13 protein-coding genes and 2 pseudogenes are annotated in these 15730 nt (G+C 41.9%); 10 read left to right on the top strand and 5 right to left on the bottom strand.

All coding sequences use genetic code 11. From position 1 onward, the window contains the following. Positions 1–5 precede the first annotated feature (5 nt). The 4 genes from GSR62_RS09180 to GSR62_RS09585 all read left to right on the top strand — a co-directional run bounded on the left by GSR62_RS09180 (position 6) and on the right by GSR62_RS09585 (position 4351). A complete protein-coding gene (locus tag GSR62_RS09180; protein ID WP_225362250.1) occupies positions 6–1757 on the top strand; it encodes an ABC transporter substrate-binding protein in 1752 nt (583 codons plus the stop codon). A 73-nt stretch (positions 1758–1830) separates the two neighbouring features. Further along, on the top strand, positions 1831–2580 hold the full coding sequence (gene yaaA, locus GSR62_RS09175) for a peroxide stress protein YaaA (protein WP_066024266.1): 750 nt from the start codon (positions 1831–1833) through the stop codon (positions 2578–2580). Positions 2581–2606: 26 nt separating this feature from the next. Next, positions 2607–3956 (top strand): ABC transporter substrate-binding protein, encoded by a 1350-nt coding sequence (locus GSR62_RS09170; RefSeq protein WP_225362249.1) that lies wholly within the window; start codon positions 2607–2609, stop codon positions 3954–3956. After that, a complete protein-coding gene (locus GSR62_RS09585; protein WP_225362248.1) occupies positions 3926–4351 on the top strand; it encodes a periplasmic substrate-binding domain-containing protein in 426 nt (141 codons plus the stop codon). Before GSR62_RS09170 ends, GSR62_RS09585 begins: the two co-directional genes overlap by 31 nt. Positions 4352–4417: 66 nt before the next feature. Here GSR62_RS09585 and GSR62_RS09165 read toward each other — a convergent pair whose 3' ends face one another. Both GSR62_RS09165 and GSR62_RS09160 read right to left on the bottom strand, forming a co-directional pair. Beyond that, positions 4418–5089, bottom strand: a complete 672-nt coding sequence (locus GSR62_RS09165; RefSeq protein WP_010689988.1) for a DUF554 domain-containing protein — start codon at positions 5087–5089, stop codon at positions 4418–4420. 72 nt (positions 5090–5161) lie between these two features. Beyond that, positions 5162–5946, bottom strand: a pseudogene (locus tag GSR62_RS09160) ((S)-acetoin forming diacetyl reductase). Positions 5947–6105: 159 nt separating this feature from the next. Here GSR62_RS09160 and GSR62_RS09155 point away from each other — a divergent pair. Genes GSR62_RS09155 through GSR62_RS09145 form a run of 3 tightly spaced genes read left to right on the top strand, consistent with a single transcriptional unit; the run spans position 6106 to position 9034 of the window. Beyond that, positions 6106–6942 carry a PfkB family carbohydrate kinase gene (locus tag GSR62_RS09155; RefSeq protein ID WP_035447093.1) on the top strand — a complete coding sequence of 279 codons (837 nt, stop codon included), beginning with the start codon at positions 6106–6108 and terminating at the stop codon, positions 6940–6942. After that, complete coding sequence (locus tag GSR62_RS09150; RefSeq protein WP_035447096.1) at positions 6932–7405, top strand: ECF transporter S component; 474 nt, start codon at positions 6932–6934, stop codon at positions 7403–7405. Before GSR62_RS09155 ends, GSR62_RS09150 begins: the two co-directional genes overlap by 11 nt. A 57-nt stretch (positions 7406–7462) precedes the next feature. Beyond that, positions 7463–9034: a cation:proton antiporter gene (locus tag GSR62_RS09145; RefSeq protein WP_066024265.1), complete on the top strand. Its 1572-nt coding sequence runs from the start codon at positions 7463–7465 to the stop codon at positions 9032–9034. Between the two features lie 48 nt (positions 9035–9082). Here GSR62_RS09145 and GSR62_RS09140 read toward each other — a convergent pair whose 3' ends face one another. From GSR62_RS09140 to GSR62_RS09130, 3 genes are all read right to left on the bottom strand, one after another. Beyond that, positions 9083–9547 (bottom strand): hypothetical protein, encoded by a 465-nt coding sequence (locus GSR62_RS09140; protein WP_066024264.1) that lies wholly within the window; start codon positions 9545–9547, stop codon positions 9083–9085. 128 nt (positions 9548–9675) lie between these two features. Next, positions 9676–11592 (bottom strand): M13 family metallopeptidase, encoded by a 1917-nt coding sequence (locus tag GSR62_RS09135; protein WP_066024263.1) that lies wholly within the window; start codon positions 11590–11592, stop codon positions 9676–9678. Between the two features lie 22 nt (positions 11593–11614). Further along, positions 11615–12466: an aldo/keto reductase gene (locus tag GSR62_RS09130; RefSeq protein WP_010689979.1), complete on the bottom strand. Its 852-nt coding sequence runs from the start codon at positions 12464–12466 to the stop codon at positions 11615–11617. A 265-nt stretch (positions 12467–12731) separates the two neighbouring features. Between GSR62_RS09130 and jag the strand changes: the two genes are divergently transcribed. The 3 genes and pseudogenes from jag to GSR62_RS09115 all read left to right on the top strand — a co-directional run bounded on the left by jag (position 12732) and on the right by GSR62_RS09115 (position 15674). After that, positions 12732–13439 (top strand): RNA-binding cell elongation regulator Jag/EloR, encoded by a 708-nt coding sequence (gene jag / locus GSR62_RS09125; protein WP_010689978.1) that lies wholly within the window; start codon positions 12732–12734, stop codon positions 13437–13439. Between the two features lie 15 nt (positions 13440–13454). Beyond that, positions 13455–13925: a MarR family winged helix-turn-helix transcriptional regulator gene (locus GSR62_RS09120; protein WP_010689977.1), complete on the top strand. Its 471-nt coding sequence runs from the start codon at positions 13455–13457 to the stop codon at positions 13923–13925. 194 nt (positions 13926–14119) lie between these two features. Then, positions 14120–15674 (top strand): annotated as a pseudogene (locus GSR62_RS09115) (alpha-glucoside-specific PTS transporter subunit IIBC). Positions 15675–15730: the final 56 nt, after the last annotated feature.

The raw sequence follows: 15730 nt of genomic DNA, 5'->3' as shown, positions 1-15730 counted from the left end.
ATAAATTGAAAAATAAAAAATTTTTGCAGCGCTTGGCTGTAGTAACGGCAGTAAGTTTAATGACTGTTTCTAGTGTACAGCCTTTAACAGCTAAAGCAGTTAGTTTCCCAGATGAATATGTGAATCATAAAAAAGCTCTCAAGAATGCGACCTTGCGTGTAGGGTATGCCAGCGATGAGCCATTTAAAGGTATCTTCATCGATGAACTGGACAGTGACGGGAAAACAAGTGTTATGGCTGCACCTGGTTCCGCTAGTTTATTTGGCTATGATAACGATGGTAAGTATGTTGCTGGAGGCTTTGGCAATGTTAAGTTTGATCGAAAAAACAATACTGCTTTGATCTCGATCACTAAGAAAGCCCGCTGGTCAGATGGTGAGCCAGTGACCTCCCGTGATGCAGCCTATGCTTACGAGATCCAAGCTAATAAAGATAGTAATTCTCCTTATTACAATGAGATGTTAGAAAATATCGAGGGTGTGAAGGAATATCACGAAGGTAAAGCTGATAAGATCACAGGTTTGGAAGAAAAGGATAGTAAACATTTATTGATCCATTTTAAAGAATTAACACCAGCGGCTGAATATGCTGGCTCTGGCTATGTAGCGAATGTGGCCTATCCGTATCATTACCTAAAAGATGTTCCATTCGATAAATTAGTTTCAAGCGATAAGGTCAGAAAACACCCATTGTTTTTCGGACCATATGCAATAAAGAAAATTGTTCAAGGTGAATCGATCGAATGGGTCTCAAATAAGTATTACGGTGGTCCTAAACCTAAATTAGCTAAGATCATAACCGAGATCGTACCCCTTTCTCAAGCTGCAACAGCTATGAAATCAGGGAAGTATGATGTTCTTTTAAATACATCAAGTGCAACATACAACAAGATAAAAGATGATAAGAAATTGGTAACTTTGGGGAGTTTAGGAACGGGGATCACCTATCTTGGCTTTAAAGTGGGTCATGCCGATAAAGATGGAAAAAGTGTGATGGATAAATCTTTACCGATAAGTAATCGTGCACTTCGTCAAGCTATGGCTTATGCAATGAATGTAGAGGCCGTAACTAAAAAGTTTGGTCATGGAGTGACAAAACATGCTAATACGCTGATCTCGCCAAATTATGGTACGTATCATGATAAAAGTGTCAAAGCGTATAACTTTAATTTAAAGAAGGCAAATGAACTGTTAGACAAGGCTGGATTTAAGCGAGGTAAAGACGGGTACAGAACACAACCTAATGGTAAAAAATTGGTGTTGACCATGTTAGACCAAAAGGGAAGCGAGAGTAATGTGGCAGCTCGAGCTAACTATATCCAACTATGGAAAAAGGTAGGACTAAATGTCAAATTATATAGTGGCAAAGCGCTTGAGTATAACAACTATCTAGATGTGTTATCAAGTAATAAAAAACACAATTTTGACCTTTGGACCGGTGTTTGGAGTTTGCCACCGGAACCAACTAGCTATCCAAGTTACATCTCTGCGCCAACATCAGAGTTAAATTATGGTCATTTTACATCTAAGGAAAATGATAAATTGGTTGCTCAGATGAATTCACAAAAAGCATTCAATACCAAATATCGGATCCAACAAATGCATAAATGGCAACAATATATGCAAAAAGAAGCGTATGTTGTTCCGTTATATTACCAATATGATCTAGAAACAGTTGGTAAGAATGTGAAAAATATTTCAGCTGATGCCACGGATGTTAAATATAATCTCTGGGATCAAGTAGCATTGACTAAATAAAGCGGGGCTGTGTTTCGTGTTTCACGTGGAACAAATATGCTAAAATTTGGGTAAAACGATTGGAATGAGAAACATGAAAATAATTATTTCACCCGCTAAAAAGATGCAAGATGCTACGAGTGACTTTGAAGTTCAAAGCCGACCTCAGTATATGTCAAAGACACAAGAACTTTTTGAGTGGCTACAACAATTGTCCTATCCACAACTAAAAGAGATCTGGCACTGTAGCGATAAGTTAGCACAGTTGAACTATCAACGTTTAAAGGATTCAAAGCTCGACCAAAATCTAACGCCAGCTTTGTTTTCTTATGTGGGCTTACAGTATAGTTCGATGGCACCAGACTTATTAGAAGTGGAAGCTGTAGAATATCTAGCGCAAAATTTGCGGATCCTTTCGGGATTGTATGGGATCTTAGCACCATTTGATGGCATTATTCAATATCGCCTGGAGATGGGGTCTAAATTGCTGGATTCACAGTATCGTGATCTGTATAACTTTTGGGGCGCTGATCTATACACGGCACTTTATGAGACTAAAGAGCCAGTGATCAATTTAGCTTCCAAAGAGTATGCAAAAGCGATCGAACGTTATTTGACGCCAGCGGATATCTTTATCACTGTTGAATTCAAAGAATTTGACCAAAAGCGCCAAAAATATGTTCAAAAAGCTACACATGCGAAACAAGCACGGGGACAATTTGTACGTTACTTAGCACAACATCAAGTAAAAACTTTAGAACAACTCAAAGGCTTTGATGAACTGGGGCATCATTTTGCAGCCGAAGTATCAACTGAAAAGAAGTACGTATTTTTAAAAGAATGATCAAAAGATAAAAAGGGGATAAACAGATGGAGAAAAAGTGGGCAGTAAAAAGTGTTTTAGCGCTGGCGACAACATTATTGATGTCAGGGACGGTCGTTAATAGTGTTCAAGCGGCTAAGCTTCCAATTGAATACGACAATCACAAAAAGCCAGTTAAAGATGGGACCTTACGCGTTGGTGTTTCTGAGAATGGGGTATTCAAAGGTGTATTTGCTGATGTTTTACGCTCGGATGCTCCTACAAGTGAGGTAGCGCAATTTGGCGAAATTAGTTTGTTCAGAGTAAACGATGATTACACGTATGCCAAAGGTGGTTTGGCTAATGTTTCTATCGATTATGGTAAAAAGGAAGCAACAGTTAAGTTGAAGAAAAATGCAGGTTGGTCTGATGGGCAACCTTTGGAAGCCAAGGATCTAGAATATACCTATGAAGTTGCAGCTAATCGTGCTACCGGTTCAGCTGATTATAATGGACAGTTGCAAACTATTGAAGGTATTAAAGAATATCATGATGGTAAAGCCGACAAGATCTCTGGTCTAGAGATCAAAGATAAAAAGACTTTGGTGATCCATTTTAAGGAATTGGAGCCCGAGATCAAATTCCCGCATGCAGGGTACATTCTTTCGACAGCAATGCCATACCACTATCTAAAAGATGTTCTGTTTGATAAATTAGCTTCAAGTGATAAGTTACAAGAGCATCCGCTATTTTATGGGCCATTTAAGATCAAAAATATGGTTCGGGGTGAATCGATCGAATGGGTCCCTAATAAATATTACGGGGGTAAAAAGCCTAATGTAAGTAAGGTAGATGTTGAAATGGTCTCTCCATCTAAGTCTGCTGCAGCAATGCGAGCTAATAAGTTTGACGTCTTACTATATGAAAATGGCAGTACCTATAATAAAGTGCGAAAATTATCGCAATATGTTGTTTTAGGCGAAAAAGCAAAGTATTATTCCTATCTCGGTTTTAAGGTCGGACGTGTCAATGATAAAGGTGAAAGTGTGATGGATCGTAAGACACCAGTTCAAAATCGAGCTTTACGCCAAGCAATGGGCTATGCGCTTAACACCGATCAATTTGATAAGAAGTTTAGCTACGGTCTTGCTTATCGGGCTAATACGATCGTTCCGGACGTATTTGGAAAATACAATAATCATAAAGCAAAAGGTTATACATTAGATCTAAAAAAAGCTAATAAATTATTGGACAAAGCTGGTTTCCGTATGCAAAAGGACGGTTATCGGACTTTACCAAATGGGAAAAAATTCACATTGAAGTTGTTAGCGCCAATGGGATCAGGTCCAATGAACGACCGAACAGCTATCGATGTGTATTTTGAACAATGGAAAAAATTGGGGTCAAAGTTGAATTAAAGGATAATCGTCTCCAAGAATTTAATTCGTATGTTGAACAATTGACTAAAGATGGCAAAGGCTGGGATGTTTGGCTAAGTGCTTGGTCTGTAACTAATGCCCCAACGACTGGTGTTGCTGGTAGCTATATGCCTAATGACCCATATAACTTAGGACATTTTGTCACGAAAGAAAATACAGAGTTGATCAAATCATTGAGCTCTAAAGCAGCATTTAACGAAAAATATCAGCTTAAACAATTCCATAAGTGGCAAGATTACATGAATAAGGAAGCTTATATCGTTCCAATGAATTTCCGCTACAATACTTTTGTTTTCTCGAAAAAGTTAGCCAATGTTTCGTTGGATGATAAAAAAAGTTACAATTTATGGGAGAATATTGCTTTCACTAAATAATAGAAAATAGCGCAAGTTATCGAAATAAAAAAGTCCCTAGGGAAAAATTTTTTCCTAGGGACTTTTTTAGTGCCAAAATAATAAAACAAGTGGTGGGATCAATAAACTTGGTAAGAGATTCAAAACGCTGATCTTGGTAAGCTTGAGAATGTTTAAGCCTGCGACAAAGATCAAGATCCCACCAACGATCGAAACTTCGGCCATGAGTGCAGGGGAGATAGCTGAGGCAAAAAAGAGAGCACAGAGATATAGACTTCCTTGCCAGATAAGCAACACGACCCCACATAAAGCGATCACCCAGCCGTATGCTGAAGCTAAGATGATCGAGGTGATCCCATCTAATAATCCATTTGTCAAAAGATATGTATAGTTATGATTTAAAGCAGCCTCAAAAGGCCCGAGGATCGAAAGGGAGCCGACGCAAAACAATAAGATCCCCGTTGAAAGTCCACTACTAGCGCGACTTCCTCCCAAGTGAGTGGTGAGTTGCTCAAAACGGTCTTCGAGTTTGAGTGCTTGTCCGATAACGCCACCGGTAACAAGGCTGACAATGAACAATACGGGTAGCTGGCTTTTTTGCATATTAGTCAAAGTACTGTTGAGTCCGATCATTAAGGCGCAAAGCCCTAAAGCTTGCATGACGATCTGATGATAACTGTCACCGAGCCCTTTTTTAAAGATCGAACCGACTGCGCTACCTAAAAAAATCATACCAACATTAAAAAATGTACCCCACATGGGAAGAAACCTCATTTCACAAAAAAAGACTAAGCAAAGCCATGACTTTGCTTAGTCAACTATAGCAAAATTTTAGTGGAATTGCATACCGCCATCAACGATCAAGGTTTGACCAGTGACATAATCGGAATCTGGCCCAGCCAAAAATGAAACAGCAGCTGCTACATCTTCTGGTTCGGAGAGTTTTTCTAATGCAATATCTTTAGCGAAAGTTTGCATGCCCCATTCATCATCTTTGCCAGCATTTTGGCCGACACGGTGGGCAATATCGTACATCATTGGGGGTTTTACGATCCCAGGGGCAAAAGCAGTTACCGTGATCCCTTCTTTAGCAAGGTCACGTGCAGCTACTTGGGTGATCCCGCGAACGGCAAATTTGGTTCCACTGTATAACAAGAGATTAGGGTTACCTACGACACCAGATTGAGAGGTGGCGTTGATGATCTTACCAACGATTTCTTTACCAACGCGTTTTTTCTTTCTAAACTGTTCAACTGCGGCTTGGATACCCCAAATAACACCAGCAACGTTGATATGGTATACTTGATCAAATTGTTCAGGCGTAATCGTTTCGATCGGAGTGGTCGGACCCACGCCAGCGTTATTAACGATCACATCAAACCCGCCAAATGCATTGTATGCTTTTTGCACAGCTTGGAAGACACTATCCTTATCGGCAACGTCAACTTCGATCGCAACTGCGCTTTTACCAGCAGTCGTTAGATCAAAGGCTGTTGTTTAGCTGCTTCTAAATTGCGATCGGCAACGGCTACAGCAAAGCCATCATCAGCTAAACGGCGGGCGATCGCTTGTCCAATTCCTTGGGCACCCCCGGTGATCAATGCTACTTTTGTCATAAAAAAACCCCCTCATAAATTAAAACCAACTTTAACTTCTAACTAAGTATACCATTTTTTGTCGATTAAGAAAACGGTTACAACAGCAAGAAACTTGAAATATACTAAAAAAAAGCTATAGTTAAGTAATTAAGACTGACATTTCAGGGGGGAGAATTGATGCGGATAAAATTTGATGAAAAGATGCTTGTGGCCCAAGACCTTTCAGCGATCGGGAATCTCTCATTGGCAGTGGCGATCCCGATCTTACAAGTACAAAAGATCCCGTTAGCTATCTTGCCTACGAGCCTATTATCGACTCAAAGTGAAGGCTTTGGCATCCCAGCAGTCAGTGATTGCTACTCCTTTGTCAAAGAGACTTTTGCACATTGGCAAGCACAAAATGTTAAGATCACGGCAGCATTGGTCGGTTATATCGATAATTTGGCTACTGGCGAAGCACTATACCAATATTTAAAACAGGCCGAGTTAGATCTAGTTGTGATCGACCCAGTTTTTGCTGATGAAGGGAAATTCTACCCTAATTTAGATGAACGGCATTTAGCTTTGCAAAAAAAGTTGTTACAAGTAGCTGATTTTGCGACTCCAAATTTGACCGAAGCAAAATTTTTAACAGGCCAAATGCAAAACGATCCTGATCTAGCTAAATTAGCCCACGAGGTAGAACGGCTTTTACGTCCAGGAGGTCGGGCGGTCATCACTGGAGTTGAGTTGGATGGCCAAAAGGGGTGTATTTGGCTGGAGGATGGCCAGTTAAAAACCTGTGTCTTACCGAAAGTAACAGGCCACTTCTATGGGAGTGGTGATGTTTTTGCAGCGCTCTTAGCCTCATTTTTACGGCAAAAAGTTCCGTTTGAACAGGCGATAAAGCAAGCCACGGGGTTGACGCAACAAGCTTTGATCCAGACTGCTGACCAAAATGTTGATCGTAGTTATGGGATCTATCTGGGCGAGTTATTGCCACAATTAGCGAAGGGGATATCACATGAAGACTAGACAAATCGTGACATTAGCTTTGATAACGGCTTTAAATGTAGCTGTGGCACGTATATTTTTGATCCCGGTAGCATTTACGCATGGAAATATCAATTTATGTGATGCGGGGATCGTTCTTGCTGGGCTTGTCTTTGGCGTGCGCAGTGGTGCTCTAGTTGGGGGCTTGAGTGGCTTTTTGCTCGATCTATTCAGCGGTTATCCGCAGTACATACTCTTTTCATTGGTGATCCATGGCACACAAGGCGCACTTGTTGGAACCGCTCAAACTAAGTCCTTAAAAGAGCAAATACTGGTCTGTGGCGGAGCGATCGTCGTTTTAGTTGGGGGATATTTTATCGCCGATAGTTTGTTGTACGGCTGGAGTGCCGGGATCTTAGGCATAGCGACTAATTTAGTACAAGGGATAGTTGGAACGGGTCTTGGTTTAGTCTTGACCCGAAGAGCACCTAAGATAAGAGCGTGAAAGTGGTAATTTGTTCGGTTTTTCTGATATGATGAAAGAAAAACTGGAGGGATTTTTATGCACGAATTAAGTGGGTGGCTACTATTGATTTTTGCATCGATAGCAGCTAGTATTTTAGCGCAGTTTTTTCCAAAGATCTCGGAAAATTATGTCAGTATGGCCGTTGGCGCGATAATTGCTAGCATCCCCTTTTTCAACAATATGATCCCCGAGTTTGAGCCTGAGGTCTTTATGATCACGATCATTGCGCCATTGCTATTTTTTGAGGGACAGGCGATGAATCTCAATCGTGTGGGGCACAAACTCAAAACTATCTTGGGGATCGTAGTTGTTTTAGTAGTCATAAGTACAGTCGTAACGGGTTTTGCACTCTCGTATATCACGGGGATCGGCTTGTCGCTAGCATTAGTGATGGCAGCGATCAGTACCCCAACTGATGCGACGGCGACGGAATCTGTTTCGGAAGGGCTACAGCTTCCTAAGGGTGAAAAAAACATGCTAAAGATGGAAGCCTTGTTCAATGATGCTTCTGGGATCATCTTATTGAATGCGACGGTGCTGTTCTTATTGCGCGGAGAGATCGATTATGGGTCCACGATCATAAACTTCTTATTTGCAGCGATCGGTGGTGCACTGTTTGGTGCTATTATTGCTTTTATTGCGATCTTCTTCCGCCAAGCCTTGATCCGCTTGCCTTTTGATAATGCAGTCAATGCCCAGATCATGTTAGCTGTTGCATTACCATTTATCATTTATGTCTTAGCTGAAGAGATCCATGTATCAGGGATCATTGCCGTTGTATGTGCTGGCTTATTGCATAACAGTGAAGCGCAGCGGAGTCGTTTCAGTGATATGCATCAATTCTATTTGGGAAATAATATTTTTTCCTTAGTGCAAGAATTATTGAATAATGCCGTCTTTTTGATCTTAGGCTTAAACTTTGTCCGGATCATTATGGACGAAGATGTGACCTTCTCATCATGGATCTGGATCACAGCTGGGATCGTCTTGTATGCCATGAATTTGCTTGTTCGGTACCTCTACGTTTTACTGATCATGAAACGTGGTCACCATAGCGCTTTGATCTTTTCGTTAGGTGGTGTTCATGGGGCCGTTACTTTAGCGCTTGTCTTTATGGCTGCAAGTTTGGGACTAAGTTCAAATCAATTCAACCTGGTCATCATGTCTGAATCAGTAATGATCATTTTGAGTATGTTAGTTCCAAGCATCGTTTTCTGGTTTATTTTGCCAAAAGAAGAGCATGATACAGGCGAAAAGAAAAAGTATCGCCAAGAGATGGTCAATCGAGCGATCAGTGAAGTTGAACAGATGTATCTGCCAGAAAAGGTCAGGCAAAGTGTGATCTATGATCTGCGTGACCAAAATTCAGAGACCAGCTTGCGGCAATTTTGGCAACAGTGGTTCTACGTTTCACGCCGTCCAGCCTTTAACAAGGTCGAACGTTCCTTAGAGCAACAAGCCTTGTTATGGTCATTTTATATTGAACGTGAGTATTTGGCAGGATTACTGGAGGAAGGGGAAGTTGATTCGACCGACCTATATGATTTGTATAATGAAGTTGCATTAGCTGAAGCCATGGTTTTAGATCCAAAGAGTTCATTCCACTGATCAGCAGAGACCCACTGCGTATTATCGCGGTGGGTCTCTCTGTGTATTTTAGTGTATTTTTTGATAGATCAAGATACCAAGATAAAAGAGCGGAGCAAACAGCAAGAAAAGTAGGCTCATAAAAAAGCTCTTGGCTAAACTGTAAGCTAAGCCGGTGGCGCCATCATAGGATTGGGTATAAGGTGAGGTGTACTCAAAGGGATTGACCCGCACGCCACTTGAATCCCAGCGGCCACCGCAATAATGGGAAGCGACGTCTTGGTGGTGTTGATCTAAAGCCTTTTGTCGTAAAGAGACAAATTGATCATCACTGATGAACAGGCGTGGATGTCTGAGACGAAAAAATGGCAGTAATAATAAAGTGATCACGAAATAAAGCTGATAGAACTCAAAATGATATGCAAAGCTGGGGTAAAAAACGAGTGCATCAAGATACATCAAGAGCGCTACCAAAGCGAGCGCACCAAACAACAAATAACATGACCATCTAAAGCATATACTAACGATCCGCATTTAGCTCAGTCCCTTTTTAATTTTTCTATTATAATAACATCAATTTCTAATGAAATAAAATGTTTTGGGAACAAGAAAGAGCCACCACGATATTCCGTGGTGGCTCTTGTTATTGATCATTGTGTTTATTACCAAATAGCGATCCGTTTGTCGGGTGCTAGATACATCCCATCGCCTGGTCGAACGTCAAAGACTTGGTAGAAGTCGTCTAAGTTACGCGGCTGGATATTTGCCCGTAAGACATGGGGGGCATGAACATCGATCGCTAACAGGAGTTTTTCCCGTTCTGGTGCAGACTTCATCCCCCAGATCCGAGCCCAGTTGATGAAGAATTCACGCAGATCAGCATCCGGTTCACTTTTGGCGGCTTCAAGCGCACAGCTCAACCCACCTGCATCCGCAATGTTTTCGGAAACGACGAGCTTGCCGTTGACTTTTCCAGCGGGCAATTCTAAGCCGTCAAATTGTGCGATCATTTTTTCGGCTAATTTTTGGAAGTGGGCTAGATCTTCTTTAGTCCACCAATTAGCTAAGTTCCCGTGTTCGTCAAATTGAGCCCCGTTGTTATCAAACGCATGAGAGATCTCATGGGCGATAACGGCACCGATCCCGCCATAATTGGCACTTGAAGATTGTTCAAGGCTGTAAAATGGCGCTTGTAAGATCGCTGCTGGGAAGACAATGATGTTAAATGAAGGATGATAGTAAGCGTTGACCATGTGTGCGGGCATCTCCCAACGTGTGCGGTCGACCTCTTCATCGATCCGTTCAAAATGATGCTTAGTTGCGATCTTGGTGAAATTCGTCACGTTATCAACTAAGTTTAAGTCATCATTGACGATAAACTTGGAGTAAAGGGGATCGAGTTCATCGGGATAGCCGACATTGATCCCGAGTGCATCTAATTTGACGATCGCTTTTTTACGCGTTTCATCGCTTAACCATTCATTTTCTTCCAGTCGTTTCTTATAGACGGCGATCATCTTTTCGACCATGTGGTGCACATCGGCTTTAGCTTGAGCACCGAAGTATTTATGGGCATAATAGAGCCCGACTACTTGACTGTATTGGTTCGTAGCTAAGTAAAAGGCAGCTTTTTGCGGTTTCATCGCCTCTTTTGAACCAGAGAGCGCCCGGTTATAGGTGCCACCTAAAACCCGGATCTCATCGCTCAATAACCCAGTCAGATCGAGCAGTGTTTTGACAAATAACCAGCTCCGCATGCTCTCAAAGTTTTGTTCGTTGACTAATTCATTTAAGGCTGCATAGTATTTAGGTTCGCTGACGATCACTTGTTCAGGTGCTTTTCCAAGTAAAGCCGTCACGACTTTAGCGAGATCAACATGTTCGCTCAACGCTACGAAATCTTGGAAAGTGTACTTGTTGTAGGATTTGACGTAATCGGCGCGTTCAGTGCTGTCCTTTTGGAAAGGAGCCAGCTTTTTGTCGTAAGCCAAAGCTTGTTTGATCGTCTTTTGGCTAAATTCTTCATCATAACCAGCTAACTTGAAGAGTTCAGTCAGCATCTGTTCTAAGATCTGAAGCAATGTTTTCGCTTGTTCATTGCCAGGTTCATAGTAGGTCTTATCGGGTAAAAATAAAGATGGCACATCAGCATGGAGCGCGTAATGTTTAGTATCTTTCATATCCGGTGAAACATAGAGTTCAAACGGTGCATCATAGCTCTCAAGGAACAGATCCGGTAAAGCATCTTGCCAAGCTTTTAGATCTTTTAAGGCTAAGATCTTATCTAGATACTTTTTAGCTGGAACAAAGCCAGCCTTGTTACGAGCTTCAAAATCAGATGCAAGGCGGTAGAATTTCACAAATTCTGCCATTTCTTTAGTCTGTGGTCGAACTTGGCCTGTCAACATCTTGCCAAAATCAGACATCAACGTTTCTTCGATATTATCGGCCAAGTCGGCAAAGCCCCCAGTAGTTGCCTTATCTGCTGGGATCACGGCGGTCTTGAGCCATTCACCATTGACGGCTTGGTAGAGATCATCTTTTAGCAAAGCCTCATTGACAGTTGTTTTTTTCCCCATCGAAAATTCCCCCTTAGGATCTTTAAAAATCGGCCGTATCAGGGTCAGTTGCAAAGCCCGCAACGCCCTGTAAGGCATCGATCTGTTGCATTTCGCTTTCGGTCAATTCAAAATCAAAGACTTCAGTATTTTCTTTGATCCGAGCCGGATGGACGGATTTTGGTAGTGGCAAATAGCCGTGTTGTAACGACCAGCGTAAGCAGATCTGAGCGACAGATTGGCCCTTTGTTTCTGCTAGAGCTTTTAGTGTTTCGTCATTAAAAATCTGACCGGTTCCAAATGGACTGTAAGCTTCCAATAAAATATCGTGCTGTTGACAGTAATCAATGGTCGGTCGATCGACGTCACCTGGGCAGATTCGGATCTGGTCGACCATCGGCTGGATCGTTTGTGTCTCAGCCAAGATCTCAAGGTGCTTTGGCTTGAAGTTTGAAACGCCGATAGCTCTGACTTTGCCAGCTTTATAGGCATCTTCTAAAGCACGCCAAGTTTCTTGGAGATGTTTTTTCCAGTCTTGGTCACGAAAGGCCTTTGGATTAGGCCAATGGATCAAAAATAAGTCCAAATAGTCGGTCTCAAGGTCGGATAAAGAACGATCAAGGGCTTGAGTAGCCAGTTCGTAAGTATGAGCCTGATTATCCAATTTGCTTGTGATAAAAAGGTCATTACGAGCGATTCCGCTTGCTTTGACGGCTTGACCGATACTTTTTTCGTTGCCGTACATTTCAGCTGTATCAATATGGGTAAACCCGGCATCCAATGCGGCTAAAACAGAATCTGTTGCTGTTTTACCGGCTGGAGTTTGCCAGGTACCAAAGCCCAAAACTGGAATCTTAACGCCATTTGCAAGTGTGTATGTGTTCATCAAACTCATAAATTCCCACCTATCCTTTATTGAATTATTGTGTACTACACGCCTCGATTATACCATAATTAAGTAAATGTCCACTTTTCGAGTGCTTACAAATCAAAGAAAATTAATCTTTTTTGAATAAAAGCATTTTCACGTCTAATATTTGTGTGAAACACAATATAAGTATGCTATACTACTAAATGAGTTGCGGACGAGTTAGTCTGCTATTTTTGTTGATCACTTTTTTGAAAAATGTAGTTTATTGCTTTATTTAGGGGGAAACGATGTGAAATTTTGGGGCAAGACAACACAAGATGCAATTAGATCTGGCTTAGAGGAATTGCATAAGACTAAAGCGCAGGTCGAAGTAAAAGTTATCAGCGAAGGAAGAAAAGGCTTTTTAGGGTTTGGCAAGAAACCAGCTGAGGTGGAACTCGTTGTTAAGGAAGAAACAACACATAAAAATGCTGGACGACCACACGCTAAAAAAGTGGCTGTTGCAAAACAAAAGGTTGAAGACTGGGAGAAATATCTGCACGAATTAGGTTACTATTTGGCAGATGTCACACAGAAGATGGGGATCAAGACAACGATAGATGTGGTGGTGGAAAAACGGGTCGTGACCTATAATTTTGAAACCGAGCAGGAAGGTAGCTTGATCGGGCGCCACGGAAAAACGCTCAATGCGTTACAGTTGTTAGCCCAGGATTTCTTGGATAGGAAGAGCAAAAGGAAGGTCCAAGTCATCTTAGATGCGGCTGATTACCGGGCGCGACGCAAAGAAACACTCCAGTTTTTAGCACGAAAAGTTGCACGGGATGCAATTCGCCAAGACCGGCGGCAACGGTTGGATCCAATGCCTTCGTTTGAAAGAAAGATCATCCACGCTGCTTTGGCTAGAAATACCGAGGTCAAAACCTATTCGAGCGGTAATGAACCGCGACGCTTCGTCGTTGTTGAGCCGGCGTATGCCAAAAATACAGGGAAGAACTAAGAGAGGATTTTGACTATGTTTGAGCATAAACCCAACCATTTGGAAGATGAATTGTGCTTTTCGATCTACACAGCACAACGCTTTTATAATCGTTTCTATACTGAAGCCTTGAAGAAGTATAACTTGACCTATGCACAATACATCACGTTATTAGTTTTATGGGAAAGTAAAGAAAAGATGATCATTCGTGATCTAGGTCTACGTTTGAAACTCGATACAGGTACATTGACACCTTTATTGAAGCGCATGGAAAAAGAAGGCTGGGTAACTCGTACGAAGACAAAGGCTGATGGACGCAAAGTTTATATCACTTTGACTGACAAAGCACTTGAATTGGAAGATCAGATCAAGGGCCGTGTCACTGGTTTCTTTGGTTCAGTCGATATGTCCAGTGACGAGTATAAAAATGCCGTCAAATTTATCCAAGACATCGCTAAGAAATTAGAAGATAACAACAAGTTGTTGGTGGAAAAAACTAAATTCTAGTAGCGTTATATCCGCTAGGCAGATATCTGCTTAGCGGATATTTTTTTGGGAAAATTCCCACAAGTTGACACTTTATCCCACTAGAGGAAAGGAAATGCCACTTTACTAGAAAATGATGAAAACGGATACATTAAAATGGTATGCTTAGTTTGGTAAGAAAAGCTAAAGTTTTTTAGGAAAGGTAGTGAAGGTTTATGATGGAGAAGATCCAGCGCTTTGGGGGCGCAATGTTTACGCCAGTCTTGCTTTTCTCGTTTGCCGGGATCATGGTCTCGATCGCGATCGTAGCGACGAATCCAGTTTTAGTCGGTGATCTAGCTAAAGAAGGCACGATCTGGTATAACTTTTGGAAGATCGTTGAAAATGGTTCTTGGACTGTTTTTAACAACATGGAGCTCTTGTTTGTGATCGGTCTACCGATAGGGTCAAGCTAAAACGGCTAATGCGCGGGCGGTAATGGAAGCCGTAGTCACATATTTGACCTTTAATTATTTCATCAGCACAATGTTGCAATTATTTGGCTCAAGTTTTGGCGTTAATTTCAAACAAGCAGCTGGTGGCGAAAGTGGATTGAAGCTGATCGCCGGGATCAAGACGTTAGATACTGGGATCATCGGTGCGATCTTTATCTCAGCGATCGTGGTCTACTTGCACAATCGCTATTTTGAAAAGAAATTACCTGATTTCTTAGGGATCTTCCAAGGATCATCTTATGTTGTTGTTTTAGGATTTTTTGCAATGTTACCGATCGCCTTATTGACCTGCTATATCTGGCCTAAGATCCAATTTGGGATCAGCTCATTACAAGCGATCTTAGCTACTTCAGGCGTAGTCGGAGTCTGGATCTACACCTTCTTAGAACGGATCTTGATCCCAACAGGCTTGCATCACTTTGTTTATACCCCATTTGTCTTTGGTCCCGCGGTCGTTGAAGGTGGGATCACACAATACTGGTTTGCTCACTTAAACGAATTCTCACGTTCGACCCAACCGCTTAAGACGCTGTTCCCAGAAGGTGGTTTTGCTCTTCATGGTAACTCTAAAGTCTTTGGGGCACCAGGGATCGCGTTAGTCTTTTACTTCACAGCGCGGCCAGAGAATCGTAAAAAAGTGCTCTCCATGTTGATCCCTGTAACCTTGACAGCCGTCTTGTCCGGGATCACTGAACCATTAGAATTTACGTTCTTATTCCTATCACCACCATTGTTTGCAGTTCATGCTGTTTTAGCTGCAACTTTGGCAGCAACACTATACACATTTGGTGTTGTTGGTGATATGGGCGGGGGCTTGATCAATCTGTTGACGAGAAACTGGATCCCAGTCTTTTCAAATCATGCCGGTACGGTGCTCATCCATATCGTGATCGGACTATGTTTCACATTTATCTGGTTTGTTGTTTTCAAATTCTTGATCGTAAAATTCAACATTATGACACCAGGGCGCGATATCGACAAGGAAGCTGACATCAAGCTTTACTCCAAGCAAGATTACAAAGATAAAAAAGCGGGTAAAAGTGATGAAAAGGCGGCTCCAGCAAATCGTTATCGGGAACAAGCAGCGATCTATTTGGAAGCAGTCGGTGGACGTGACAATATCGAAAAAGTCAACAACTGTGCGACACGCTTACGTTTGACCGTCAAAGATCCAGCTTTGGTCGAAGATGATGCTGCCTTTAGAGCCGGTGGCGCACATGGTGTCGTGCGAAATGGCAATGCTTTACAAGTGATCGTGGGCTTAGATGTGCCCTAAGTCAGAGAACAATTTGAAGAATTAATGAACATTGGTGATTAGAGGAGGAATTTAAC

The sequence above is a fragment of the Ligilactobacillus animalis genome, assembly GCF_009933595.1.
Taxonomy (GTDB): Bacteria; Bacillota; Bacilli; order Lactobacillales; family Lactobacillaceae; genus Ligilactobacillus; species Ligilactobacillus animalis.
This window is presented reverse-complemented; position numbering and strand designations above follow the sequence as displayed.

Excerpts from the sequence above, each read along its gene's own strand:
- GSR62_RS09170 (WP_225362249.1), top strand. The coding sequence starts at position 2,607 with ATGGAGAAAAAGTGGGCAGTAAAAAGTGTTTTAGCGCTGGCGACAACA.
- GSR62_RS09155 (WP_035447093.1), top strand. The coding sequence starts at position 6,106 with ATGCGGATAAAATTTGATGAAAAGATGCTTGTGGCCCAAGACCTTTCA.
- GSR62_RS09130 (WP_010689979.1), bottom strand. The coding sequence starts at position 12,466 with ATGAGTTTGATGAACACATACACACTTGCAAATGGCGTTAAGATTCCA.
- GSR62_RS09585 (WP_225362248.1), top strand. The coding sequence starts at position 3,926 with ATGGAAAAAATTGGGGTCAAAGTTGAATTAAAGGATAATCGTCTCCAA.
- GSR62_RS09165 (WP_010689988.1), bottom strand. The coding sequence starts at position 5,089 with ATGTGGGGTACATTTTTTAATGTTGGTATGATTTTTTTAGGTAGCGCA.
- yaaA (WP_066024266.1), top strand. The coding sequence starts at position 1,831 with ATGAAAATAATTATTTCACCCGCTAAAAAGATGCAAGATGCTACGAGT.
- GSR62_RS09145 (WP_066024265.1), top strand. The coding sequence starts at position 7,463 with ATGCACGAATTAAGTGGGTGGCTACTATTGATTTTTGCATCGATAGCA.
- GSR62_RS09120 (WP_010689977.1), top strand. The coding sequence starts at position 13,455 with ATGTTTGAGCATAAACCCAACCATTTGGAAGATGAATTGTGCTTTTCG.
- GSR62_RS09150 (WP_035447096.1), top strand. The coding sequence starts at position 6,932 with ATGAAGACTAGACAAATCGTGACATTAGCTTTGATAACGGCTTTAAAT.
- GSR62_RS09140 (WP_066024264.1), bottom strand. The coding sequence starts at position 9,547 with ATGCGGATCGTTAGTATATGCTTTAGATGGTCATGTTATTTGTTGTTT.
- GSR62_RS09135 (WP_066024263.1), bottom strand. The coding sequence starts at position 11,592 with ATGGGGAAAAAAACAACTGTCAATGAGGCTTTGCTAAAAGATGATCTC.